The 26,474-nt window shown below is 34.6% G+C and carries 21 protein-coding genes, 1 tRNA gene and 2 pseudogenes; 17 read left to right on the top strand and 7 right to left on the bottom strand.

Annotation, left to right across the window (positions count from 1 at the left end):
• Window positions 1-7: 7 nt before the first annotated feature.
• Window positions 8-1,600, bottom strand: coding sequence for a hypothetical protein (locus OPR26_RS01820; protein WP_265016067.1), 1,593 nt, complete (start codon window positions 1,598-1,600; stop codon window positions 8-10).
• A 180-nt stretch (window positions 1,601-1,780) separates the two neighbouring features.
• Here OPR26_RS01820 and OPR26_RS01815 point away from each other — a divergent pair, with 180 nt between their 5' ends.
• The 8 genes and pseudogenes from OPR26_RS01815 to OPR26_RS01775 all read left to right on the top strand — a co-directional run bounded on the left by OPR26_RS01815 (window position 1,781) and on the right by OPR26_RS01775 (window position 12,886).
• Window positions 1,781-3,058, top strand: coding sequence for an adenylosuccinate synthase (locus tag OPR26_RS01815; protein WP_265016264.1), 1,278 nt, complete (start codon window positions 1,781-1,783; stop codon window positions 3,056-3,058).
• Between the two features lie 264 nt (window positions 3,059-3,322).
• Window positions 3,323-4,683: pseudogene (locus OPR26_RS01810) on the top strand (hypothetical protein); the annotation flags it as partial.
• Between the two features lie 210 nt (window positions 4,684-4,893).
• Complete coding sequence (locus tag OPR26_RS01800; protein ID WP_265016064.1) at window positions 4,894-5,760, top strand: coiled-coil domain-containing protein; 867 nt, start codon at window positions 4,894-4,896, stop codon at window positions 5,758-5,760.
• Between the two features lie 26 nt (window positions 5,761-5,786).
• Complete coding sequence (locus tag OPR26_RS01795; RefSeq protein WP_264702259.1) at window positions 5,787-6,539, top strand: IS5 family transposase; 753 nt, start codon at window positions 5,787-5,789, stop codon at window positions 6,537-6,539.
• 151 nt (window positions 6,540-6,690) lie between these two features.
• Window positions 6,691-6,798 carry a WPE palindromic element domain-containing protein gene (locus OPR26_RS01790; RefSeq protein WP_265016063.1) on the top strand — a complete coding sequence of 36 codons (108 nt, stop codon included), beginning with the start codon at window positions 6,691-6,693 and terminating at the stop codon, window positions 6,796-6,798.
• A gap of 64 nt (window positions 6,799-6,862) precedes the next feature.
• On the top strand, window positions 6,863-7,882 hold the full coding sequence (locus tag OPR26_RS01785; protein ID WP_265015549.1) for an IS4 family transposase: 1,020 nt from the start codon (window positions 6,863-6,865) through the stop codon (window positions 7,880-7,882).
• 1,232 nt (window positions 7,883-9,114) lie between these two features.
• Window positions 9,115-11,691 carry a DNA polymerase I gene (polA, locus tag OPR26_RS01780; protein WP_265016062.1) on the top strand — a complete coding sequence of 859 codons (2,577 nt, stop codon included), beginning with the start codon at window positions 9,115-9,117 and terminating at the stop codon, window positions 11,689-11,691.
• Window positions 11,692-11,740: 49 nt separating this feature from the next.
• The gene (locus OPR26_RS01775; protein WP_265016061.1) at window positions 11,741-12,886 is read left to right on the top strand and encodes a hypothetical protein; all 1,146 of its coding nucleotides are present in this window, start codon (window positions 11,741-11,743) and stop codon (window positions 12,884-12,886) included.
• Window positions 12,887-12,906: 20 nt separating this feature from the next.
• Here OPR26_RS01775 and OPR26_RS01770 read toward each other — a convergent pair whose 3' ends face one another.
• The 4 genes from OPR26_RS01770 to OPR26_RS01755 form a co-directional block, all read right to left on the bottom strand.
• A complete protein-coding gene (locus OPR26_RS01770) occupies window positions 12,907-13,686 on the bottom strand; it encodes an exodeoxyribonuclease III (protein ID WP_265016060.1) in 780 nt (259 codons plus the stop codon).
• A complete protein-coding gene (locus OPR26_RS01765) occupies window positions 13,686-14,393 on the bottom strand; it encodes a uroporphyrinogen-III synthase (RefSeq protein ID WP_253302512.1) in 708 nt (235 codons plus the stop codon). Before OPR26_RS01765 ends, OPR26_RS01770 begins: the two co-directional genes overlap by 1 nt.
• A gap of 131 nt (window positions 14,394-14,524) precedes the next feature.
• Window positions 14,525-14,911, bottom strand: a complete 387-nt coding sequence (locus OPR26_RS01760; protein ID WP_265016251.1) for a transposase — start codon at window positions 14,909-14,911, stop codon at window positions 14,525-14,527.
• Window positions 14,912-14,931: 20 nt separating this feature from the next.
• Window positions 14,932-15,297 (bottom strand): transposase, encoded by a 366-nt coding sequence (locus OPR26_RS01755; RefSeq protein ID WP_264731180.1) that lies wholly within the window; start codon window positions 15,295-15,297, stop codon window positions 14,932-14,934.
• Between the two features lie 158 nt (window positions 15,298-15,455).
• On the opposite strand from OPR26_RS01755, the gene dnaE reads away from it, so the two are divergent.
• The 6 genes from dnaE (at window position 15,456) to OPR26_RS01725 (ending at window position 21,888) form a co-directional block, all read left to right on the top strand.
• Entirely contained in the window at window positions 15,456-18,785 is a 3,330-nt protein-coding gene (gene dnaE / locus OPR26_RS01750) for a DNA polymerase III subunit alpha (RefSeq protein ID WP_265016059.1), read from the top strand.
• 48 nt (window positions 18,786-18,833) lie between these two features.
• The gene (gene rpsF, locus OPR26_RS01745) at window positions 18,834-19,607 is read left to right on the top strand and encodes a 30S ribosomal protein S6 (protein WP_265016058.1); all 774 of its coding nucleotides are present in this window, start codon (window positions 18,834-18,836) and stop codon (window positions 19,605-19,607) included.
• Window positions 19,607-19,882 carry a 30S ribosomal protein S18 gene (gene rpsR / locus OPR26_RS01740; RefSeq protein WP_253302586.1) on the top strand — a complete coding sequence of 92 codons (276 nt, stop codon included), beginning with the start codon at window positions 19,607-19,609 and terminating at the stop codon, window positions 19,880-19,882. Before rpsF ends, rpsR begins: the two co-directional genes overlap by 1 nt.
• Before the next feature lie 7 nt (window positions 19,883-19,889).
• The gene (gene rplI / locus OPR26_RS01735; protein ID WP_253302585.1) at window positions 19,890-20,435 is read left to right on the top strand and encodes a 50S ribosomal protein L9; all 546 of its coding nucleotides are present in this window, start codon (window positions 19,890-19,892) and stop codon (window positions 20,433-20,435) included.
• An 88-nt stretch (window positions 20,436-20,523) separates the two neighbouring features.
• Complete coding sequence (gene purB / locus OPR26_RS01730) at window positions 20,524-21,816, top strand: adenylosuccinate lyase (protein WP_265016057.1); 1,293 nt, start codon at window positions 20,524-20,526, stop codon at window positions 21,814-21,816.
• Window positions 21,816-21,888: transfer RNA gene (locus OPR26_RS01725), tRNA-Met, on the top strand. Before purB ends, OPR26_RS01725 begins: the two co-directional genes overlap by 1 nt.
• A gap of 136 nt (window positions 21,889-22,024) precedes the next feature.
• Here the strand turns inward: OPR26_RS01725 and OPR26_RS01720 are convergent.
• Together OPR26_RS01720 and ubiH are read right to left on the bottom strand one after the other, a co-directional pair.
• Window positions 22,025-23,100, bottom strand: a pseudogene (locus OPR26_RS01720) (transposase).
• Between the two features lie 239 nt (window positions 23,101-23,339).
• Complete coding sequence (gene ubiH / locus OPR26_RS01715) at window positions 23,340-24,503, bottom strand: 2-octaprenyl-6-methoxyphenyl hydroxylase (protein WP_265016263.1); 1,164 nt, start codon at window positions 24,501-24,503, stop codon at window positions 23,340-23,342.
• Between the two features lie 178 nt (window positions 24,504-24,681).
• On the opposite strand from ubiH, the gene OPR26_RS01710 reads away from it, so the two are divergent.
• The 3 genes from OPR26_RS01710 to OPR26_RS01700 all read left to right on the top strand — a co-directional run bounded on the left by OPR26_RS01710 (window position 24,682) and on the right by OPR26_RS01700 (window position 26,430).
• Entirely contained in the window at window positions 24,682-25,047 is a 366-nt protein-coding gene (locus OPR26_RS01710; protein ID WP_264731180.1) for a transposase, read from the top strand.
• Entirely contained in the window at window positions 25,044-25,454 is a 411-nt protein-coding gene (locus OPR26_RS01705) for a transposase (protein WP_320157296.1), read from the top strand. The genes OPR26_RS01710 and OPR26_RS01705 overlap by 4 nt, the downstream gene beginning before the upstream one ends.
• A 183-nt stretch (window positions 25,455-25,637) precedes the next feature.
• Window positions 25,638-26,430 (top strand): IS5 family transposase gene (locus OPR26_RS01700; RefSeq protein ID WP_264705175.1). Its coding sequence is split into 2 segments (ribosomal slippage): window positions 25,638-25,901 and window positions 25,903-26,430, totalling 792 coding nucleotides; the frame shifts between segments, so codons are not numbered across the junction.
• Window positions 26,431-26,474: the final 44 nt, after the last annotated feature.

The following is a 26,474-nucleotide window of genomic DNA, read 5'->3' as shown; positions in this document are numbered from 1 at the left end:
AGTATCTTTAATGTAAGTGTTCATGTGATTCCACAGATAATCTCTGTTTTGTTATTCTATCTGTCCATTTATCATTTTCTATATCTTGTTTATTAGTTGCTTTTTTTTCTTGTTCAACAATTGCCTTATCTATCTCCTTATGAATTGCATCAATTGCATTAATCGCACCTTTTTTTTCGTATACTTCTCTTTTTCCTTCAATGATTAAATTGGTAAAAATATTTACAACAAACTGCACTTGATTATGATTAACCTGACCTTTTATCAAAGAAGGTAAAGAGTTTAATTCCATCAATACTTCTGATGCTGTTTTATCTTGAGTGGAAAGCCCTAAATTATCTGCTACTTCACTTGTTAATAACTCTCTGTTTTCTTTATTATCTTCAAGTTTAGCATAATTACTTAATAACTCAATAACAGTAGGCACTTTACCTTCAACATAAGCATCAATATCTTCTTGATTATCATCTAGTTTCGACAACCCATCTTTGAGACTTTTCTCTAAAAGATCGATAAATTCTTCATTTGCATCTGATCCTGTGGTTGATATTGTACCATCTAAATAGTTACTTTGAGCACCGAAGCTATGCTCTATTTGTATTTTTGTCTCAGATTTAAATCCTAGTTTTGCACAGAGTTTCTGAAAATATTCTTTAATAATATCAAACAAGGTCTTGCCATTATCTTTATAGTTTTTCAACTCTTCAGGAATAGTAAGCAACAGTTTACCATCACTGTGTGTTGCAAAGTCTTCACCATCGTGAGATTCAATTATAAATTCTAATGAACTGGGCAGATTACATATTTTCTCTTCCGGATTATCAACCGTGGTTATAGGCATTGCCATATCATACCTCACTTTTATGTGGTTGTGGTCAGTGCAGTAAATGTTTAGTGCTTTTTTAGGATTGTGTGGAGTTAAGCTACAACTACTGAGTGCGGCATGAGATTCATTAAATATACCAGCTCCATACCCTGCTTGATTACAATTAGTGACTAGCTCTTCTAAAATAGCATTACTTGGAACTTCTGCTCCAGCGTATCTAAACATTTTCTTGAAAACTTCTTTTGCAAAGGAACGGTAATCCTTGTTTTCATCTCTCTCTGTAGGTAATAGATGGATATACCCGTGGCCAGCATTGTAAAATTCTTCAAATTCTTTCTTATATGAATCGGTTTTTTGATGATCAGCAGTTTTGGGATCTTCGCAGTGATTTTTCCACAGCTCACCCAATGCGTCACTTACAAGCTCTTTCTCAATATCTTCGAGTACTGAAGCAACAAAAGCTTTGCCACGATCCGTATCTATTTCTCTTGTTCCTTTTTTGTTAAATATTTCGTCATTATATATATCATCACTATTAAAAAGTTCGCTTCTGCGGTGCTTAGCTCCTTCCTTAAATGCAATAATAAAATTTTTATCTATTTCTTTTCCGTTAATAATAAAATTCATCCTTTGAAAATCTAAGAACATTGTTTCACCGGAATTCGCTAATTTATTATCTTGATCTGCTCTTAATTTACTAAAATTGAACTCTTTAGCTGTGGCCTTTAATCTAACTACTGGACTCTTATTATTTTTTCCTTTTGTCTCTTTCATAAATAACACCTTACTGCAAATATGCTGTAAGTTATATCATATAATGATGAATAATTTGGTAATATATTAAGAAAATCGACAGTATATTTCTTTATTTAAGAGGTGTAGGAAAGGCGTAGATTTCTCTTTCCATTTGTAGCGTACTGCATTAATATTTATGTATTAATCTAGAAAATAATGATGAATAATATTGTAATTGTTGGTCTGCAATGGGGTGACGAAGGCAAGGGTAAAATAGTAGATTATCTTTCTGAGAATGCAGATGTAGTTGTGAGATTTCAGGGAGGAAATAATGCAGGGCACACTATAGTAATAGATGATGAGGTTTATAAATTAAATTTACTGCCCTCTGCTGTTTTGAGGCCAGGCAAAATATCTATCATAGGAAATGGCGTTGCTCTTGATTCACACGCTCTAATCTCAGAAATAGAGTCATTGAAAGTTAAAGGAGTAGACATAAACCATAACAATTTGATGGTATCCGAAAGCTGCCCATTAATACTTAGTGTACATAAGGACAAGGAAAAGCTATTTGAAGACTTAAACGGAAATCGCAAAATTGGTACAACAAACAAAGGAATAGGGCCATGTTATGAAGATAAAGTTGGAAGGAGAGCTATACGCCTTTGTGACTTAGAAAACGCAGATGAGCTCAATAAAAGATTGGATACTCTTTTGAATTACCACAATGCTATCAGGAAAGGCCTTAACTACCAGGTGGTTAAAAAAGAAGAAATATTAAAGGAAATTCAAGAGATTTCAGAAAAAATTCTTTCATATAAAAAACCTGTGTGGAAGATATTAAATGACTTGATGAAAGAAGGTAAGAAAATAATATTTGAAGGCGCCCAAGGCGCATTTTTAGATATCGACCACGGAACTTACCCTTTTGTTACTTCAAGTAATACTGTAGCGTCGCAAGCAATAACAGGCTCAGGATTAGCCTACAATGCTTACATTATTGGTGTGGCAAAAGCTTATACAACAAGAGTGGGCAATGGTCCATTTCCTACTGAGCAAAAGAACGAGATTGGAGATAGCTTATTTACTATAGGCAAGGAGCTTGGAACAGTGAGCAATAGGAGAAGGCGCTGCGGATGGTTTGACGCAGTTTTAGTGCGTCAGGCTGTGCAACTTTCTGGAGTTTCAAGCATTGTATTAACCAAATTAGATGTGCTTGATTCTTTTGATACAATTAAAATATGCACTGGTTACAAGTATAGCGGGAAAATGTATGGTTATTTACCCGCATCACATTCAATACAGGAGGAATTAGAGCCAATATATGAAGAGTTTCCTGGCTGGAAAGAAAATACTCAAGGTAAAAGGTCGATTGAAGCATTGCCTATCAATTTAATAAAATATATAGACAGGTTAGAAAAATTAATAGGTGTACCAATTCATCTAATTTCAACTAGTCCAAAAAGAGAGGATGTTATTGAGCTTAAAGATTTCTGAAAACGTTTTTGTATCTTATTAATTCTTATCCAATAAAAAAAATACTTGCATAACTCAAAATACTAAGTCTATTATATAAGATATTATTGTAAACTTATAGTGAGTAGTGTACAATGAAAGGCAAAGAATCAAGCTCAAGTTTAACACTTGCAGTTATTTTCAACACAATTAAGTTAATCATAAAAGTTAGTGTAGAACGTGGTTTGATTTTTTTTGAATATAATTTCATTAGTATAATATAAATATAGTTAAAGGAGGTGTGTTATGCTTGTAGGTTTGACTAAGGGAGACAAAGCAGCAGAGGCAGGAAAAACAAGTGATCAGTCAGAGAATTATGATGTTAAATCAGTTATAAGGGCAGCATCATGTGCCTGGTATGCAATACATTGCCTACTGGTGTTGTATGGAGAAGAAAAAGAAAAATTATGTTATCCGTTACGGCTTACACCACGTTTTACATCCTTCAAGAACCGTATCGATGAAGTGGAAAAAGATAATTCTTCCACTAAGGACTCTGCTATAATAAAGTTCTGCCGCTCAATTGCAGAAAATGATAAATTATACAAAGAATTAGAAAATTTAAATAATCTTGCTGAAAATTTTGCCAATAAAGAATTTGATTCTCAATTAGAGAAGATAATAACAGGTTTTAAACTAAAAAATCTAGAAGACAAGGTAGGCTTCTTAATACTTTTGAAAGAAGAAAGCAACTTCACTGCTATACAAGAGGCTTATAGCGATAAATGGAGTTTTTATGACCTAATACACGATAGAGATTTTAAACAAACATACATAGACAAAGCAGTAACAGAGTCTGCTAATAAGAGCTTTAAGGAAGATATAGATAAATATATAAAGTTGGCAGAGCAGGGAAAAAAAGCTGCAAGTAAATATTTTGAGGGAAAAGGCGTAGAGCTTCGAGCTTATTACACAGAAACTGATAACGCTCATAGAGTTTTGAATATCAATCTTATTAATTACAATAGAAGTGAGCCAACAAAGATTAGTGATATTTTACAGCAAGAGAAAGATATTAAAGAATTGAATATCTATTGCAATAAAAAACATGAAATACACGCTCATCAAGAAGGTAAGAAAAGATATTATGAATTTAAAGAAGGCGCATGTTATGAAATGACAAGCACTTGGCCTGTAGAGAATGGATCCAGAATGTGTACCATGATTATGAATGTGAGTAGTGATGGCATAACTGAAATACTAAAATTTGATGGTGAAGATTTTGTGCCATTGGAGGAGATCCTAGAATTAATAAAGCAAAACGATGAATTATATATTCAAGGTCTCTCCTTACATGATGCTGTAATGAAATCACTAGATAAAGGGTAAGGCTGCTGATGTTGTACCTACTGCTAATAATAATTTGCAAAATGAATTTATAAGGATCAATCAAGACAAGGAACCAGGGGGGAATTTGAAGCTTGAATGTGATGCTGACAATAGCCTTCCTCCTCCTTCTATTAATAGCAATTCATCAACTCAAACAGAAGTTAATTTACAGCAGATTGCAATTCAGACAGAAATTAATTCACAACAAACCGAAACTCAAACGGAAGTCAATTTACAACACACTAAAACTCAAACAGAAGTTGCTTCACAACAAATCGAAACTCAAACGGAAGTCAATTTACAACGCACTGGAACTCAGACGGAAATTGACTCACAACAAACCGAAACTCAGACAGAACTTAGTTTACAAGAAGTTGCAATTCAGACGGAGGTTGATTTACAGCACACTGAAACTCAGACAGAAGTTGCTTCACAACACATTGGAATTCAAACAGAAATTAACTCACAACAAATAACTGATTTACAAAGTGAGTCTGAAAAAGCTAAGCAAAGAATTGGAGAAACAAAATAGCGATTTACAAGATGGGTTCAGAAAAAAGGAGCAAAAAAACACAGAATTGCAAACTGAACTGGCACAAAAAAATGAAGAATTAGCAAGTGCGTTAGCAGAGCTACAAGGGAAAGCACAAGAACTTAAAAGTGTATGTGAAGAAAACAGAAAGCTAAGGCAAGAGCTGGAAGTTGTCAATGCAAAAAAGGAGGAATTAAAAAGTGAATTAAAGGAATTGAAAAAAGGACTAAGTCAAGTGCAGAAAGAAAAGTCTGATTTAGAGGACAAGTTTGATCAGTTAGAACACTCTAATAAGGAGATGAATGGAAACCAAGAACGGCTTTCAGAACAAGTATTAGGTTTGCAAAAGGAGTTATCAGAATTGAAAAAAGAAAACCAAGCATTAAGCAATAAGCTAGAAAGTGCTCAAACAGAAAAGAAAAGAGCGAATCAGGAACTTGCAGAAGCTGAGCAAAGAACTGAAGCATTAGAAAAACAGATTAGTGATTTACAAGATAAACTTGAAGAAAAGGAACGAGGATCCAAGGCAAAAATAGATGCAATGCGCAAGGAGTTAACGCAGCTCAAAGAAAACCTGGAGGAGAAGGAGGAAGAATTTAAAAGCGTGTATGAAGAAAAAAGAAGGCTAGAGGACAAGCTGAAAATTGTTAATGCAGAAAAGAAGGAATCAGAAGACGAATTAAAAAAATTTGAAGAAGGTATAGACCAAGTAGTACGCATAATGGAGGAAAAGGAGCAGTTTATAAGCAATTTAAAACGTCAAATGCTAGGCTCTGTGGACAAAAAATATGAAAAGAGAGAAAAAGATGGTAGTTTAGCCTAATAGGTAAAAAATGGAGAAACTACCATATGCAATATTACATCAAAGAGGAAAATTGGAAACAAATTTTAGAGTTCATAAAAAGCGTAAAAGGAATGCACAGCAAAGATGAAAAACGTTTAAGAATATTCATAGAGGCAGTGTGGTACATAGTGCGAAGTGGTTGCCAATGGAGACTTTTACCAAAAACTTATGGTAATTACAGGAGTATACATAAGCGATTTAAAAGATGGTGTGAAAGAGATGTCTGGAAAAAATTGCTTGAATATACTAAACAAGAGCCTGATTTAGAAGTTGCTATAATCGACGGTACGATCATCCGAGCCCATCCATGTTCATCTGGATATACAAAAAACTCCAAGGATCAAGAAGCTTTAGGGAGGAGCAAAGGTGGCTTTACAACTAAAATACATGCGCTTGTCGATGCACTTGGAAATCCACTTAAATTTACTCTGACTCCTGGTCAAAGAAATGAAATTACGCAGGCACAAGTGTTGACCGAAAGTATCTATAACTCTACTGTAGTAGCTGACAAGGGCTACGATAGCAATGCCTTTGTTACAAGTCTTGAAGACAAGGGATGTACAGTAGTTATTCCGCCAAAACGGAATCGAAAAGTGCAAAGGTATTACGATGAGCATATCTACAAAGAACGTCATTTGATTGAGTGTTTTTTTGGTAAAATTAAAAATTTTAGGCGCATTTTTTCCAGATTTGATAAAACTGCTGAGGTTTTTATGGGTTTTCTCAATTTTGTTGGAGCTCTTGTATGGCTTCTCTAAAATTTTGTCCACAGAGCCTAGGAATAAGTCCGAAGTAAATCGTGGAAAAGAACTACTCATTAAGTGCTATTTGCTTAATCAATTTACTGACATTGGTATGGCTAAATTCGAAATGGCTACATGAATTTATCGTAAATTACTACCGCATAAGGTGCGATGCAACAAAGCCCACTGGGATCCAGAAAAATTGATTATGTACTATACAACATTTTCGATCAAAAGCTGGATTCCAGTGTCAAGCACTGGAATGACATCATAGGGGCTACCTGCATAAGTGTTGAAAGTAACACAAGAAAGACATAAAGAACTATTATTGCAAGAAAATGGAGGCAATAATGGATCAAATAGAAAGAGTACTAAATTTAATAAAAGATGAGGATTTAGAAAGGCTAGGAAAATTAAGTGAAGTAGATAAATGTAATACTAAATTGTTGGGCAAGATTATATTTAAAGGTCTAATGAAGTTAATATTAATGGGGCAAAAAACAAGCCTAAGAGCGCTAGAAATGGTAATAAACAGGTGTATAATGGATAAGAATAGCGATAAAAGTACAGTAACATACAGTGGTTTGTCAAAAAGGTTAAAAGTTATAAATCCAGAATATTTTAAGGGAGTATATATTGATTTGATGAGCAAGATTAAAAAGCTATTACCCCAAAAAACATCAAATAACTTACATAAGTTTGATTCGACGATCATAAATTTATCGGGATATCTCATAAAAGATGGGCTAAAAATAGGCGGTAAAAGTAACGACAGTCAAGTTAAAGTGAGTGTAGGATTAAAGGATCAATTGCCGACAAGTATAAGATTTTGTAAAGGACAAGAAGAAAGTAGTGAAGATATAGCATTAGTGAGAGCAATTAATGAAGCTAAAGTTGAAAAAGAGGATATTTTATTATTTGATAGAGGAATCAGAAAAGTTGGAACTTTTGCCGAATTTGATGAAAAGGAGTACAAATTTATCACAAGAGTTAAAGTAGGAAGAAAACATGATGTTATAAGCAGGAACAAAGTTATAAGAGAACAAAAATCGGATGGATCAGAGATTTTAGAAGATATAATAGTTAATCTTTATCGTGCACGAGGTAAAGTGGCAGAAAAGCATGATCTACGGCTAATAAAAATCAGAAATAAAATTGGAGATGAAATATGGTTTTTGACAAACTTGTTTGAAATGCCAGCTTATGAAGTAACAGAGCTATATAGGCGCAGATGGGATATAGAAGTGTTCTTTAAATTTATAAAGCAAAATCTTGGATATAAGCACTTTTTAAGCCATACTATGAATGGCATGAAGGTACATGATTATTATTACGGCTTTGTTATTTCTTGTTTATAAAATCAAAAATAATCTACATGGGTTCAAAATAGCATTACTGCAATTCACATTGGATCTAAATGACTCTTTTATACGTTCGATTGTTTTACTGTCGGGAGGTAATTTACATGCCGTTGATCATCTCATATCACGTTATTTTTGATACTTTCAACACTTATGGCCAGCGCCCCATAAGTGTTGAAAGTGCAGTCACACAAGGTGATTAATGGTATGTAAATCTCCTCTTGATATCAACCTTCGTTGTTGGGAAAGCAGATAAACCACGTCAAAAATTCGCTTAAACCTTCTAACCACAGGCAAAAAGGCGCTTTTTTGATTTATTTTATTATCATTGAAATTTATGCCATTAACCACCTTATATAATGCCACTTATAGCACTTTCAACACTTATGGCCAGCGCCCCTATGATGTCATCCCAGTGCTTGACACTGGGATCTCATTTCGTAACTTCATAGTATAAATTACTTCAAATTGTATCTATTTGCAAATATATAAATATAGTAATTTTGCATAAAAAATTAGATCCCAGTGTCACGCACTGGGATGACACCCTCCTAGTAGAAACGCTTTTGTAATTGCAACATTCGTGCAATCTTTAGCCATGAATATTAAGAAACTTACCAAACGAAAAAAAGGCAAAAGAAACCCTAGTCATTGTCTATTTTCAGTATTGGCGTTTTTTTATGTTTTTTACACTTAGTAACCACGACTCAGCTGCATTTAAACTGCAACTAACTTTTAGCTATAAACATTAAAAAATTTACTAGGCAGAAAAAAAGGCAAAGAAAACCCGTGGTAGCTAGTTATTACACTCTCTATTTTAAAATTTGACGTTGGGTGATGTCTTGAACGCTTTATAAGCGCGTTTCAGCTTGTATAGGTAAAAACCTAGAAATTTGATAAAGACATACGGTGCACATAGTGCAAAGAATTAAACAATAGTACGCCAAATACAAGTTTTCTTGTCATTTTAATCTGCTGCAGAGATTGCGAAGTTAAATAAAATAGCTTCAGTTTCATGATAAGGGGGCTGGCGGAGTTTGTCAAGGAAGTTTTTTCGTTTCTACTGAATGACAGTTGTGGCTTGGGCAAGAAGTCTAATGGGAATTGGTATAACCATGCATGAATGCTATTTTCGGTAAAATCTCTTACAACGCTCAAAAGCAGAAAAACAAAAACTTGATTTTCGCAGTTAAATAGTGGACCATCAAAAGCACGCATAAATATCTACAATGAAAGAAAAAACTTTCACAATCATCGATGGCTATGGTTTTCTTTTCAGAGCTTACTATGTACTACCTCACTTAATTACCACAACAGGAATGCCAATAGGTGGTGTATATGGCTTTCTGAATATGGTTCTTAAGTACATTGCCCATTCGGACTACTTAACTATAGCACTTGATGCAGGAAAAAAGAATTTTAGGCACAATTTATATCCTGAATACAAAGCAAACAGAGTAACGCCTCCTGAGGATCTAATTCCACAGTTCACCATACTGAGGGAAGCTGTAGAAGCTTTTAACCTCAGCTATGAAGAAATTGAAGGTTATGAAGCAGATGACATAATCGCAACACTAGCTGCAAAATACGCCAACCACCAAAACTTTAAAGTGGTAGTCGTTTCATCAGATAAAGATTTATTTCAACTCTTGAACCACAATATTTTAATATTCGACCCCATTAAAAATATATATATAGATGAAAAACAAATAGTAGAAAAATTTGGTGTAAACTCACACAAGCTTCTTGATTTATTTTCTCTAACTGGTGATGCATCTGATAACATTCCAGGCGTTCCAGGAATAGGCCCAAAAACTGCCACTAAATTATTAGATGAATTTGATTCATTGAATAATATTATAGAGAACATTGATAACATCGAGCAAACGAGGATTCGTAATATTCTTACCGAACATAAGGAAAAAGCACTAATTTCAAGAGAACTTTTATCACTATGCGAAAAAGTAGACCTTCAACATGATATTGCAAAATATGAAGTCCATTCTCCAAACATGGAGAAATTGTTATCCTTTTTAAAGAAGTATGAATTCAATTCCTTGATAGGGAAAGTGGAAAAGCTTTTTTCCTATAGTGGGTCTAGCACAGAAGAAAAAATAGAGTATAGTAGTGAAGAGTTAGAGAAATTTTTAGAGCACTGTAGATATGAAGGCAAAATTGCAATTCATTACCACCTTGAAAACAATGTATTAAGTCTATCTTATAGCGAAAGTAATATTTTTTATATAGAGCAAGACAGCATACAAGATGCACTTATTACAATTAACTCAACTTTACTCTCAAATGGAGTACTTAAAATAATACATAACATTAAAGAGATCAGGAAAATCTTCCCTGCAATAGAGAAGATGTTAGATTCAGTTGATGATTTGATGATAATGTCGTATAGCTTGGATACAGGAAAACATGATCACAGTATTCCAAACATAATTGCACATAATTTGAGTGGAGATGTAGAAATTTTCTCGGCAAAAACTTTAATAGCAATTCATGAAAAGCTAAAGCAAAGGTTATTTCAGGAAAAATTGTTCACAATTTACGAGCGCTTCGATAAGCCACTTATGAAAGTAATATTTGATATGGAGAAAAATGGGATATTACTGAACATACAAAAATTACAGGAGCTGTCCGATAAATTTCAGCAGGTAATTGCCGTGCTTGAAGATGAGATATATAATTTGGCAGGAGAAAGATTTAATATTGCTTCGCCAAAACAATTAAGTGATGTTTTATTCAACAAAATGGGGCTTAATAAAAAGAAAAAGTCAAAAAAATCTGGATCGTATAGCACCAATTATGAAGTTCTAGAGGCACTCGAAGAAGAAGGGGTAGAAATCGCAAGTAAAATCTTAAATTGGCGACATTTAAGTAAATTAAAAGGCACCTACACTGATGCATTAATAAAGCAAGTTGATCCACTTGATGGTAGAATACACACAAGCTTTTCAACGACTGCAACTGCAACTGGAAGGCTGAGCTCCAGCAATCCTAATTTACAGAATATTCCTATCAGAAGCGAAGAGGGAAATCTTATCAGACAAGCATTTATTGCGCCAAAAGGGCATAAGATAATTTCTGCTGACTATTCGCAAATAGAATTAAGACTCCTGGCACACGTTGCAAACGTTGCAGCATTTAAAGAAGCTTTTGCAAACGGACAAGATATTCATGAGATCACCGCAAGGCAAGTTTTTGGAGTGCAAGAAATAGATGAGCAATTAAGACGCAAAGCAAAATCCATCAATTTTGGAATTATATATGGCATTAGCCCATTTGGTCTTGCAAAGCGGCTTGGAATTACCATTGCGGAAGCTGCTGAATACATTAATTACTATTTTTCCTGTTACCCAGAAATAAAGGCCTATATGGAAAAAGCAGTGTCTATCGCAAGATTGCATGGTTATGTAGAAACTTTGTTTGGCAGGAGATGCTTTGTAAGAGACATAAACAATACAATTCCTTATATAAGACAATTTGCAGAAAGGGCAGCAATAAACGCACCACTGCAAGGAACCGCTGCTGTTATAATAAAACGTGCGACAATTCAGCTTTTTGACCAATTGAAAGTAGGTAAAATAATCCTCCAGGTTCACGATGAACTACTGGTTGAAGTAGAGGACGAAAAGGTACAAGAAACAGCAAAACTTATGAAAGATATAATGGAAAATGCAATAGAAATTTCTGTACCACTTGAAGTAGAAATAAAAGTTGGCGACAACTGGGGTCTAAATTCCCTTAATTATGACTTAAACATCGTGAATTCTAGGAGTATAAATCATTTGAACTAATGCGAAAAATATGTTAGAATAGAACATAGCAAATGCAAATAGGTCAGCCATGACAGGCCCACAAATAAAAAGTTCAAAACCTCCAAAGTTACCTACTCAGGTAACTAACAAAGATGAGAAAGTTTTTAAATTTGAAAAAGAGAAACATCAGTTAATCTATCGTACTTTCCTAGATATTTTTAAAAATCCAGAAAAACTAGAAGAGCAAACGAAACAGGAAATAGAAAAGAAGGAACAGGAAATAGAAAAGAAGAAACAGAAATTGAAAGAAAAACAAAAATTACAGAGTGATCTGAAGTCATTAAAGGAACGGTTACCTCGATTACAGGATGAAAATGAAAAGAAAATTTTTACTTTTATATCAAAAAATCATGAAGGTATATTCAAGAATATTAATCAAGAAGATATAAAGTTACTAAGTGAAGAAAATTTTCTTCAGTTTTTAGTTTCCATATCTAAAAAAATTAAAAAAGAAAATTTAGCTAATGAAGAGAATTTAGAAAATGGTAAAATAAAGCAAGTAGTAAATGATTGCATAGCTGATATACGTAAAACAGAAGCTAAAGATTCACTAATAAAGCTTCTCGGGTGGCCGTTTGGAATAAAGGTAGGTCCTAAAAATATTTCCAGCTCTTTTATGAATGGGGTAAAAGAAAAAATACCATTCTTAGGTAAAGATGAAAAAGAAGAGGATGAACCACCACTCAGTGATGAAGAGATGGTAACAACGTTCTTACGTAAGATCTTTCTTCCTATTCTTTTTTCCATTGCTTCAATATCAATTTTTGGTCCTACTACACTTGCGGTAGTTGTTGCTGCTATTGGTGCAATATTTGCTATAAAAGGAGGAGTGGGAGTTCTTTTTTCAAATAACAAAAAAGGTACTTTGTATGACCCTAACTCACAAGATAAAAATGATACAGAAAAGAGAGAAAAACTGAATGGAAAAATTCTCGAGGGCATTGATGATATTTTAAAAACCCCAGTTACAGAAGTTGAGAAAGGCACCTCTGTTTCTGAACAAATTTCCCAAGGAAAAGAAAAGAGTGAACAACAGCCTGTTCCTGAGCAAATTTCCCAGGTAGGAAACGAAAAAAGTGAGCAGCACGATCAATCTTGGACAGGAAAGGAAAACAAACGAAGGGAAAAACCACAGAGCAGCAAAGGTAAGACTACTCAGGTTTGCCAAAAGTGAATTGTGTAAGAGATCTGCTATTATTCTATAGCACATACAACAGGAGTATGGTCAGACGGATTTTCTAGCTTACGCAATCTATCATCTATGTAGCATGTTTCCAATTTATCTACAGCTTGTGGTGATAACAGCATATAATCTATTCGCATTCCTTGATTATTTCTGAGTGAATTGCCTTGATAATGCCACCAAGTGAATTGTTGCAAATTTGGGTGAGATATTCTAAACGCATCTTTAAACCCAAGATTCAAGATCGCTCTTAACTTCTCACGTTCTCTTATATGAAAGCACACTTGGCCATTCAATAAGTTTGAATCAAAGACATCAATTTCATCCGGTGCAACATTATAATCGCCAGCTATAATAGTTAACTCTTCATTCTTCAACAAAGTGCTCATCCTTTCATATAGGTTATCAAAAAATTTGAGTTTATACTCAAACGTATGAGAGTCTGGGCTTTGACCGTTTGGAACGTATACACTTCCTACCCTTACCTTATTATCGGTGTGTTTTATCACACACTCTATATAACGTGCTTCTTGATGACTTTCCACAATGTCAATTTTAAACTTCTCCAGTATCGGATATTTAGATAAAACACAAACGCCGTTTCTTGCAACTTGTCCATAGATAGCATATTCATATCCTAACTTTTCTATCTCTGCATAAGGAAATTGCTCTTCCGTACATTTTATCTCTTGCAGCAAAACTATATCTATCTGACTATCAACTATAAAACTACAAAGTTGGTTAACTCTTTTACGTATGGAGTTTACGTTCCAAGTTGCAATCTTTAGCATCAGCAATCCTTATTAATTATATCAATTAAACTCTCCCCAGTAGGCAACCTCGATGTTATAATTTTTTTCCATTTGATTAACTTTAAACTATCAGCAATGTTTTTACTCATGGTATATGCAATTATATTGCTCATCACATGAGATAGCCCACTTTTTAGAACTAATGAACAAAATACTCTTGCTGTCTGTGAGGAAAAAAAAGCAACACCATCAATTTTACCATCCAACAGCAAATTTTTACACCTATTAGTTAGACTCCTTTTAATAATTGTTTTATAGAGTACAACTTCTCTTACATTAAAATCTTCTTCGGATAATTTCTTTTTTAGGTCACATGATACTTCTTGTCCTCTTATATATAAGAACTTTATTGCACTTGAATAGTGAGCTTTTATAAATGATATTAATCCATCAACATTACTGTCCGCTGATATTATATCAGAGAAACCTAAATCTTTTGCAGTCTGCATGGTTGAATTACCAACTGTAATAATCGGAAAGTCATCCACTTTGCATATTTGACTAAAAGCCTTTACACTGTTTTTACTTGTGGATATTACAACGTCAAATTCGTGCGCAGATATATCAGGATTTAAGTGCTTTATTGTGAATACTGGTTCTATAAAAACTTTGTATCCATACTTTCTCAATATATTTCTTGTACTCAACGAATCCAATAAAGGCCTCGTTAATAAAATAGACTTCATTCTGATTTGCTCTACTATCGGTAAGATAATATCCTTTATAAATAAATTACTAAATAAAAATTTTTATTTTGATAGTTTATAGCAACCATTTGAGTAATCAATTTTAAAATAGGAGTACTTAGAGCATGTCTTCAAACTGAAGAATGAGCTAATTTGTGAAGCATAATAGTGATCATATTAAAGAAGATATAGTTTTTTGAGGTGAGAGGAGAATGCTCGTAATCTTTACTCATGCGCCTAAAATTGGAAAGCCAGGCAAAAGTTCTTTCAACAATCCAACGTTTGGGAATAACTTGAAATCCTGTATCAACTATTTTCTTGGCAATCGTTAATAAACATCCCGTTTCCAATAAGCATCTGTTTTGTAATTTACCTATGTACCCTTGATCAGCAAAAAACTTACGTAAAGTTGGAACTTTGCATTTAGCTTGGGCAAAAAGATTTAGAGCACTATCACGATCTTGAATACTTGCACTCTGTACTTCAGCAGCAATTACAAGACCCACAGTATCTACAATAATATGGCGTTTTCTGCCCTTTATTTTTTTGCCAGCATCATATCCTCTGGATCCCCTTTTTGAGTAGTTTTCACTGACTGGCTATCAATTATACCTACTGATGGAGTCTTATTTTTACCAATCATCTCTCTTACTTTTTTAACTAGAAAATCATGAATTTCTTGCCATATTCCACTTTTTTTCAAGCGCGAATTACAACTATATACGGTTTTCCATGGTGGAAAATCTTTAGGCAGTTGTCTCCATTGACATCCTGTTCTCATCATATAGCGGATTGCATTAATAATTGTTCTAATACTATGTTTTCTTGGTCTGCCGGTCTTTTTAGGTTCAAAATATGGCTCTATTGTCTTCCATTCTTTGTCACTTATATCGCTTGGGTACATCTTAAAATGTACCTTATACCATACTTCTTAACTTCTTTCTACTCAGTTTGAAGACATGCTCTTAGATTTGAGAAATCTTATAGGCTTTTGTTCTCATGAAAATTATGTTCTCATGAGTAAATTAATGTTATCCTTTTATTACTGGTCTAAAGTTTTTTATGTTCATACACTTACGTGTTCATAGTGTTTATTCGCTGCTTGAAAGCTCGGTTAAAATTGAGGAGCTGATTAGCTTTTGTTTGCAGAACAAAATGCCAGCGGTTGCAATTACTGATTCAGGCAACTTGTTTGGCTCGCTCGAATTTTCAGAATATGCAGCAAGTAGGGGAATACAGCTAATAATAGGATGCAATATTATAGTTAAACATTCAGAACAAAATTTACCTATATTATTGCTTGCAAAAAATGAGCAAGGGTACACTAATTTAGTCACTTTGGTAAGTGAGTCTTTTAAAAAGCGCAAGAATAACAGCGATATTCCTTACGTTGATTTTGATGAGCTATTGAATTTAAGTACGGGTCTGATCGCTTTAACCGGTGGATGTTTGGCTCAACTATTGTTGGGGCAAGATAAAGAAACGGTTGAAAAACTGCTTTCAGCATTCGATGGTCATTTATATGTTGAATTGCAGCGTCATGGGCTGAGCAAGGAGCTAGAGCTTGAAGAAGCTTTGATAGACTTTGCTTATCAGCGCAATATACCACTAGTTGCAACGAATGATGTGTTTTTTCCAAATAGGTCTGACTATGAGGCTTATGATATATTAACGTGCATATCGGAGGGGAGTTATGCCCTGGAGAATAACAGGAAGAAGTTAACTACCGAGCATTACTTCAAATCTGTGGCAGAAATGGAGGAACTGTTCAGCGACATTCCCGAAGCAATTCATAACACTTTAGTGATAGCTAAGCGGTGCTCTTACATGCCAAGAAGCAGGCAGCCTATCTTGCCTAAATTTCCTTGTCGAGAAAATAAAACTGAGAATGAAGAACTGAGGGAGCAGGCAGTTGCAGGATTAGAATTCCGCATTGCGAATGAGACAGATATAGACCTTAAACAATACTACGATCGGCTAAATTACGAACTAAGCGTAATAACTTCAATGAATTATTCCGGGTATTTTCTAATAGTTTCTGACTTTATCCGTTGGAGCAAAGCAAATGGCATTCCAGTGGGTCCAGGAAGAGGCTCTGGTGCTGGATCAATTGTTGCTTGGAGCTTACAGATTACAGACCTTGACCCAATAAAGTTTGGCCTAATATTTGAAAGATTTTTGAATCCTGATCGCGTATCGATGCCTGACTTTGATATTGATTTTTGCCAGGAAAAAAGAGACCTGGTTATTGATTATGTTCAGAAAAAGTACGGTTATGTTGCTCAAATAATCACTTTTGGAAAATTGCAAGCAAGGGCAGTATTGCGTGATGTTGGTAGAGTATTGCAAATGCCTTACTCTCAAGTGGATAAAATATCTAAAATGGTTCCATTTAATCCAGTAAATCCTGTAACTTTATCGCAAGCGATAGAGCTTGATCAAAACCTGCAGAAAGAACGAGATAGTGATGAGGTAATTGCAAAGCTTCTTGATATATCTCTTAAGCTTGAAGGGATATATCGTCACGTTTCAACCCATGCTGCTGGAATTGTAATATGTGATCAAAAGTTGGAAAATTTTGTTCCTGTGTATTATGATCCAAATTCAGCTTTGCCAATCACTCAATACAGCATGAAATATGTGGAGAAAGCTGGGTTAATAAAATTTGATTTTCTTGGACTTGGTACGCTAACACTAATAGATCATGTATGTCGTTTAATTAATCGTGATGAAAAAAAGATCGATATTTCTTCAGTTCCTTTGAATGATCAAAAAACCTATGAGATGCTCTCTAGCGGTGATTCAATTGGAGTGTTTCAGCTTGAAAGTTCGGGAATGAGAGAAGCTTTAATCAAATTAAAGCCAGATTGCATTGAAGATATTATCGCTTTAATTTCCCTTTATCGTCCAGGACCTATGGATAACATTCCAACTTATATTGCAAGAAAGCATGGCCTTGAAAAGCCAGATTATATTCATCCGTTACTTGAAGGAGTGTTAAAAGAAACATTTGGGGTAATAATCTACCAGGAGCAGGTGATGGAAATAGCCCGTATTCTCTCTGGATATAGTCTTGCAGAAGCAGATTTGCTGAGACGTGCCATGGGTAAGAAAATTAAGGAAGAGATGGATAAACAACGTGCACTTTTCATCCAAGGGGCAACGAAGAATGGCGTTGATTATGACAGGGCAAGTTATATCTTTGACCTTGTTGCAAAATTTGCTGGTTATGGATTTAATAAATCTCACGCAGCTGCATATGCGGTTATATCTTATCAAACGGCTTACCTTAAAGCTAATTATCCATTAGAATTTTTTACAGCACTAATGAATCTAAATATTGATGATAGAGATAAACTGAATTTATTTTATCATGCAGCAAAGTTTAGTGGCGTTACCGTTCTTCCACCTGATATAAACAAGTCTCAAGCTGAATTCTCAATAGAGGATGAACGCATACGTTATGGTATTGCTGCCTTGAGGAATGTTGGTTTTTCTATAGCGGAAGGAATAGTGAACGTACGTTCAAGCGCTTGTAAGGACATATGGGAATTCATTCAAAATTCAGGTCATATAATAAATAAGAGAGCGCTAGAAAGCCTGATTAAATCCGGAGCATTCGATAGCGTGCACAAGAACAGAAAGCAGCTATATGAGTCAATGGACACACTGATTTACTTTGCAAATAAAAACAAACAGGATAGAGAATCAAGTCAAGCTGCTTTGTTTGGTAGTCTTGATGTCCTCAAACCGAAATTTGAGAATGTGGAAGATTTTGATGAAGAGGAAAAATTAGAACATGAGTTATTTTCACTAGGATTTTATTTAACTAATCATCCACTTGAAAAATTTAGAACTCTTCTGGAAAAGTTAAATATTGGGTTTATCGGAGAAAATAGAACAGCAAAAACTGCTGGGGTAATATTAAATGCACGTATGAGAACTTCAGAGCGTGGAAGGTTTGTTATCCTCACACTTTCTGATCCCTATAACGTTTCTGAAATAGCATTCTATAATAATGAAATAATAGAAGAAAAAAGAGATTTATTTTCACCAGGAACATTTGTGATAATTGATCTTGAAGCTTCGGAAAATACGACAAGATTAGCAGGCAAGGATATATCTGAGTTTACAAAAAGAGTCACTTCTATAATAAAAGAATTAGTTCTCACCACTGAGTGCACGGATTCGCAAAAAGCCGCTATGGAATTAAACACAATATTAAAAGATGAAGGTAGAACCAAAATAATGCTAAAACTTCTTCTCGAAAAACATAAAGTAAGCATCTTATTACCAGGTGCATACTCAATTGCTCCTCAAGTTATTTATGAAATATCTAACTTAAGCTGGATTAAAGGCGTAGAAATTAATACAAATAACTTGCTTATATAAAAAAGCTTTATATAATAAAATATTTAATCGGTATTAAAGGAAGATATAGTGAATCTTTATGAATTTACTTTTATAGCACAACAAGGATTATTACAGCAAGAAGTAGAGGAGGTGGTCCAAGAGCTAGCTGTTTCATTGAAGAATATTAAAGCAGATGTTATGTTCCAGCAAATCAGGGATATTCTGAAAAAAGGAAATGACAAGCTTACAACACAAGAGTTAGAAGTGCGTGCTGAAAACATTAAAGAAGGTCTAGTTGCTTACTCTGATTTCTTGGAAGATCTTACAAAAATTTTATGGGTTGAATTGGAAGAAGATCTTTCAAATTTGAAAGAAGTGAAGTCAAAAATCGATAAAGAGTTGAAAGATGACCTAAAAGATTTAGGAATAACGCAAGATTTTACAAAATTTCTAGGAGGCAGTACTAAAAGTGCGTTTATCCATAACGCAGTAAATGCTTTGAAGAGAAATATTTCAGAACATCTAATAAAGATTTTTCAAGATATTTTGAAAGATTTTAGAATAAACGGTCCAACTCAATCGAGCAAAGCATTGGAAATGCTTTTGGAAAACATTGAAGCATCAGGATTAATCAAGTATGAACATTGGGGTCTTTTGGATTTTGCATATCCAATAAATAAGATGAAGAGCGGTCATTATTGTATAATGTGCATAAGTTCTACTGCAAGCATTCTGGATGAGTTTGTGCGTAGAATGAAACTTAATGAGAACATTATTCGCCACTTGTCTGTGCAGGTTGATAAATTTTTTGAAGGTAAATCTTATATGATGAATAAACAAATTGAGGGGCAAAACGCATAATGATGAAAAGACGAAATAGTTTTAATAATTCTTACGTATCTGTAAATAATAGGACTGGCTTTAGGCGTTCTAAAGTTTGCCCTCTTGCTACGTCTAAAGATGAAGACATAGATTATAAGAATACAGATTTATTATCAAAGTTTACCTCTGACTATGGTAGGATATTACCTAGAAGATTAACAGGCGTATGTGCAAAAAAACAAAGGAAGTTACGCTTAGCAGTCATAAGGGCACGTTTTTTAGCTCTTGTTCCTTACTGTACTAAAAAAGTTTAGGTAATTTATGTTGATAATTTTAAAGGAAAATATAAGGACTTTAGGTAAGCTTGGTGAAGTTGTAAAAGTTAAACCAGGTTATGCACGTAATTTTCTTTTTCCACAAAGAAAAGCGGTGAAAGCTACCAAGGAAAATTTAACAAAGCTAGAGGAGCAACGTTTATTACTGGAAAAAGAGAATATAAAAAGATTAAATATAGCAAAAGAGCTTGCGTTGTCACTACATGATAAGTTTGTGGTATTAATAAAGCAAGCTTCAGAGGATGGTAAAATTTTTGGTTCTGTAACAACACGTGAGATTGCAAAAATTTTACTACAAGAAGGGCGTGCGATAGATCATCGTAGTTTATCTTTTGGTGGAATAAGCATCAAAAACTTGGGCGAATACCAAGTAAACATAGAATTACATAGTGAAGTAGTAGTACCAATTACTATATACGTCGTGAAATCCGAAACAGATGCAAATGAGCTAAGGCAAGTAAAATTGCAAAATCAGAAGTCTGAGGAACAAGAAGGTGAAGCAGTGGAGCAAGAAGATGCAAATAACAAATAGCAGTGAATAAAATATATCAACTATTCCTGTCATCCCAGTGCGTGACACTGGGATCTAGCATGTTCAAAGATAAGACGGGGGTCATTTAATGATCCCGCGCTATAGCCGAAAAGAAATGTCTTCCATTTGGGAGGAAAATAATAAATTTAATATATGGCTTAAAATAGAAAAATTGGCGTGTGAAGCTCAAGCAGAGTTAGGAGTGATTCCAAATAGTGTTGCTCAGAAGCTCTCTGGTGCTATTGAATTTGATATTGAACGTATCAACGAAATTGAATCCATTGTAAAACATGATGTTATAGCTTTTCTGACATATGTTGCTGAAAAAGCGGGAGTTGATGTTCGTTATCTTCACTATGGAATGACAAGTTCTGATATTTTGGATACATGCCTTGCGGTGCAGTTGAAAGAGTCATGTGATATTTTACTCGAGAATCTAAAAAATTTACTTGCAGTATTGAAAAAAAAAGCTGAGGACTATAAAGATATTGTTTGTGTTGGGCGCAGTCATGGAATGCATGCAGAACCAACAACTCTTGGATTAAAATTTGCTAGATTTTATGCTGAATTTAAACGCAATTATCAGAGATTAATTAGCGCGCAAAAAGAGATCTCAATTTGTAAAATATCAGGTGCAGTAGGTAATTTTGCAAATGTTGATCTGTTTGTTGAAGAGTATGTAGCGAAAGAAATGGGACTCATACCTGAAACCATATCGTCTCAAGTCATTCCTCGTGATAGACATGCCATGTTCTTTTCGGTTTTGGGAGTGATTGCAAGCTCAATAGAAAATATTGCAATTGAAATTCGTCATTTGCAAAGAACTGAAATCGGCGAAATTTCTGAGCATTTTTCCATTGGGCAGAAGGGAAGCTCTGCTATGCCACACAAATGTAATCCTATTTTAAGTGAAAATCTGACTGGACTCTCACGTTTAATACGCAGTTATGTTTTTCCTGCGTTAGAAAATGTTGCATTGTGGCACGAACGTGATATATCACACTCGTCTGTGGAAAGATGCATTGCTCCTGATGCTTGTATAACAATGGATTTTGCTTTAGTGCGATTAACAGATTTGATAGATAAATTGGTAATCAATAAGGAAAACATTGAAAAGAACTTAAATTCTTCAAAAGGTTTAGTTTTCTCACAGCGTGTATTGCTTGAGTTAGTAAATAGTGGTTTGGCGAGGGAAGAGGCGTATAAAATTGTTCAGAGCAATGCAATGAAAGTGAAACAAAACAACAGTGATTTTCTGGCCGAATTGAAACAAGATAAACCTTTACTTAAGGTTATTAACTCGGAAAAACTTGAATCTTTGTTTGATTTGAAATATTATACAAAGCATGTAGGTCACATATATAGCAAGGTTTTCAATTAGGCTGAGTAGCTCAGTTGGTAGAGCAGGAGGATCATAATCTCTTGGTCGGGGGTTCAAGTCCCTCCTCAGCCACTCGAACTAAACTATGTTTAGCAAGATAATGCTATTGGTGAAGTAGTGCGACCCAGTGTCAGCTACTTGGAATGGTTACGTTCAGTTGTGTATCCACTTAGGTGTACAGCCAATGGCGTCAACTTAAGAGCCTCCATTAGCAAACTCTCCTAAAGACATGATGGCGTTTAGGCTTATCTACTTTATCGCGGCTATACAATCTTCCCGGTCGGATCTTAACTTTAGCACATATACTTAAAAAGGGCTTGAAAGTTCTTTGGCGCAACAAGCACTTGATTGTCTCATCACACCAAATAAAACTGAAAAATTTCTCAGCAATTTGATCTGGGAAGGCCCTTGTGATATGAAGCGATAATATATTGCACATGACCAAGTTTGCCCAAAATTCTTGTAATACAGCCTCTCCAGAAAAATTCTCTGCTCCTACTTTGAGTCGTTTCCTCTATGTGCCACCTTAATACATAAGCTTTACTGATATCTTCCAAAGTCTCGATCAAAAAGTGAGGTATCAGCACTTCTGTTTCTCCATTGGCTAATGTAAGCCCTTACTTTCTGTCCTTTCATTTTATTTCTTAGCTTTTCATTTTCCAATATAAAATCAAAATCTAATTCGCCAGCGTTCCCATAGCTTGCTATAATTTCTTTTTTGCAAGCGAAAAATAAAGTCTACTTTCAAATCATAATGCTGCTGAATGAATTTTACTGAAGACGATCATAGATAAATAATTTGATTTAATGAACGCATTTGAGTGATAACTTCGGGTAATTGCTCTTCCGCCAATCCAAGCTGCAAGACGAGCACTGCAAATCAATGAAGTACACAAATCAACAAACAAATTGCCAATGGTACCTGTTGTTCCATTTTGGTTCAAACTCGGATACAATTTCCTCAGAGCTGGGTAATCTCATACCAGAACCATCTGCTGTAATAAGTCTATAGCCCCTCCAGCTCAGGCTCATCTTGATAGGCTGTTTGGATGCTTAAATTCTTGAAAGCCTGTATTTATACCTTGCTTTAGAAAAAGCTTGCTTTGAGGGTACATGTCAATGGCTCCATAAGTTCACATTCTATTCCCAAACTTTTTTTAACTAACTATAGAAATACTGTCGTAAAAGCTTGTTCGTGTGAAACTCAACACAATGGATTATCTGAAAAGTTTTCGAGTATATTATATTTTTAATTTGTAGAATAAGATTTTTTCCTTTTTGCATGTTTCACCTAAAAAGGACACATTTTAAACTTTTTTGTTGAAATAAAATAGAAACAAAAGTGCTGTTTATTGCACTCTTTGGATAATTTAATGATAAAAAATTTAGAGAGAAATTTTATACACTATTGCTGATATTTTTCCTTAAGTTGACGCCATTGGCTGAACAGATACCGACAAATTCGTCATCCCGCTGCTTGTTAGCGGGATCTAGAGATACTGCGGCGGTATGGCTTGCATTAGCTATAAAATAGTAGTTCCCATAGCATGCCGAATGAAGCTTTTTTTGAGAGAATTTGAATTTTCAACTGCAATCAAGCCAAGATTTCTTAGTGCTTTAGCGCAGAATATTCTGTTGGAGAACATCCTATTTAATCCATCAGTTGCAAGCGCCATTGTAAAATTATCAAAGTATCTGTTACGTGAAATTTTCTTTAATAAATAACTACTGCCAACATCAATACCAGATGCTTTTGCAGCAACTATGTGCTTTATAACACTTTCTACATCTCTAATTCCAAGATTAAGCCCTTGACCTGCAACTGGATGAATTGAATGTGCTGCATCGCCGATAAGCAAAACTCTACCCTTATATAACTTTTTTGCGAAAACAAAACTTAAAGGATAAAGTTTTCTTTCACCCTCTAATTTTATCTCTCCTAAATAAGAACCAAATCTTTTTTTAAGCTCTATAATAAATTCTTTTTCAGACAGATCCATTAGCATTTTTGAAATTCCAGATTTTTCTGTCCAAACTATCGAAGAAGTATAGCCACCCTTCATCGGTAGAATTGCAAATGGACCGCCAGGAAAAAAACGCTCCACAGCTAAGTTTTGGTGATGCAGTTCGTGCTTTACATTAAATACTATGCTACTTTGTTTATAATCAAATTTCACTGTCGGTATAGAAAATAACTCTGGTAGTTTAGAGTTTTTGCCTTCAGCGCAAATAAATAGCGATGATATTAATTCCTGGTTATTATCAAGAATAACTTCCACATATCCTGAATCACAAGCAATTGTTTTATAGGAATGTGGAGAGTATATATTTAGTTTATTCAAAAAATTATTATTTATTGCATTCCATATAGTGGCGTTGTTGATAACATAACCCATTGGCTCTTCGCTAACCATTTTATGATTGTAATGTACAGTAATTGGGCTATCTCCATCTAATATGCATATATCAAGTATTGGCTCAGCTTCACTCTCCACAAACTGCCAAATCCCTAACTTTTCCAATATTTTTTTCGAACCTTGAGAAACAGCAAATGCTCGGTTGTCATCTACTACACGTGGTAGACTATTTTTTTCAATCACAGCTACAGACACAGAGTCACAACTGAGGCCAATGGCAGTAATAAGACCAAGCAACCCACCACCTGAAATGATTACATCATAATTCATTTTATTCACGCTAATTGTAAAATTATATTTTATCTATTTTGAAAATAGTTTAAACAAACTTTGTATACTATGAGTAAAAGACTTTAAGGTTTTCCTATATACAAATTAAGTCTCTTAGAGCATGTCTTCAAACTGAGTAGAAAGAAGTTAAGAAGTATGGTATAAGGTACATTTTAAGATGTACCCAAGCGATATAAGTGACAAAGAATGGAAGACAATAGAGCCATATTTTGAACCTAAAAAGACCGGCAGACCAAGAAAACATAGTATTAGAACAATTATTAATGCAATCCGCTATATGATGAGAACAGGATGTCAATGGAGACAACTGCCTAAAGATTTTCCACCATGGAAAACCGTATATAGTTGTAATTCGCGCTTGAAAAAAAGTGGAATATGGCAAGAAATTCATGATTTTCTAGTTAAAAAAGTAAGAGAGATGATTGGTAAAAATAAGACTCCATCAGTAGGTATAATTGATAGCCAGTCAGTGAAAACTACTCAAAAAGGGGATCCAGAGGATATGATGCTGGCAAAAAAATAAAGGGCAGAAAACGCCATATTATTGTAGATACTGTGGGTCTTGTAATTGCTGCTGAAGTACAGAGTGCAAGTATTCAAGATCGTGATAGTGCTCTAAATCTTTTTGCCCAAGCTAAATGCAAAGTTCCAACTTTACGTAAGTTTTTTGCTGATCAAGGGTACATAGGTAAATTACAAAACAGATGCTTATTGGAAACGGGATGTTTATTAACGATTGCCAAGAAAATAGTTGATACAGGATTTCAAGTTATTCCCAAACGTTGGATTGTTGAAAGAACTTTTGCCTGGCTTTCCAATTTTAGGCGCATGAGTAAAGATTACGAGCATTCTCCTCTCACCTCAAAAAACTATATCTTCTTTAATATGATCACTATTATGCTTCACAAATTAGCTCATTCTTCAGTTTGAAGACATGCTCTAAGAACATTGTGATTTTATCCCATTAGGAGGGTGTCATCCCAGTGCCCAGACACTGGGATCCAGGAATTTTGCTTATAACTGAGCTGATGAGCTAAAGGTAGTTGTCTTAGAACCTGTACATGATCTCAAGAAAGGAATAAACTAAGAGATAATGTATATAAGTTAGGATATATGAGGAGTTTATACCCAAGTAATATAAGTCGGGAAAGATTTGAGATTATATTACCAGATCTAGAGTCCTGTAGAAAAAAAACAAAACCAAGAAAACTTGATTTGTATGATGTATTTTGTGGAGTGTTATACGTTCTGAAAAGCGGTTGTCAGTGGAGAATGCTACCAAAAGAGTTTCCAAAATGGCGCAATTGTTACGACTATTTTAAGAAGTGGAGTGAAAAACCAGATGCAAATAAAGAAAGTGTTCTGGAGCTGGTGTTAAAAAAAAATAGTTGGCGTAGTCCGACAAAACAATGGTCGGAAAGAAAAAACCAGCTTCTGCATAATTGATGCACAGAGTGTAAAAAATGCAGATACTGCTGAAGAAAAAGGCTACGATGCAGGCAAAAAGATTTCAGGAATAAAACGCCATATTGCAGTAGATACGCAAGGTTTGCCACATGCAATTTATGTAACAACAGCAGAGATAACTGACCGTAGCAGTGCTGTGAGAATGGTAGAAAATGCAAAAGAAAACCTCTCGGGAGTTAAAAATGTACTGGTTGATGCAGGCTATACGGGAGAGAATTTTGCAACACAAATAAAAGCAACTATTGGTGCAACTGTTGAGGTAATAAAACGCAGTGAATTACATACCTTTGCTGTATTGCCAAAAAGATGGGTTGTAGAGCGTTCTTTTGCTTGGTTGGAAAAATGTAGACGGTTATGGAAAAATTGCGAGCGTAAACTCAACACCAGTTTGCAAATGGTAGTTCTTGCTTTCACTGCTTTGTTCCTCAAAAGATTATGAACAGGTTCTTACGCTAAAACAAACGTTTTTAATTAAGTTGCATA

This window comes from Wolbachia endosymbiont (group A) of Anoplius nigerrimus, from assembly GCF_947251795.1.
Taxonomy (GTDB): Bacteria; Pseudomonadota; Alphaproteobacteria; order Rickettsiales; family Anaplasmataceae; genus Wolbachia.
The sequence above is the reverse complement of the archived record's forward strand: the minus strand, read 5'-3'. Positions and strand labels throughout refer to the sequence as shown.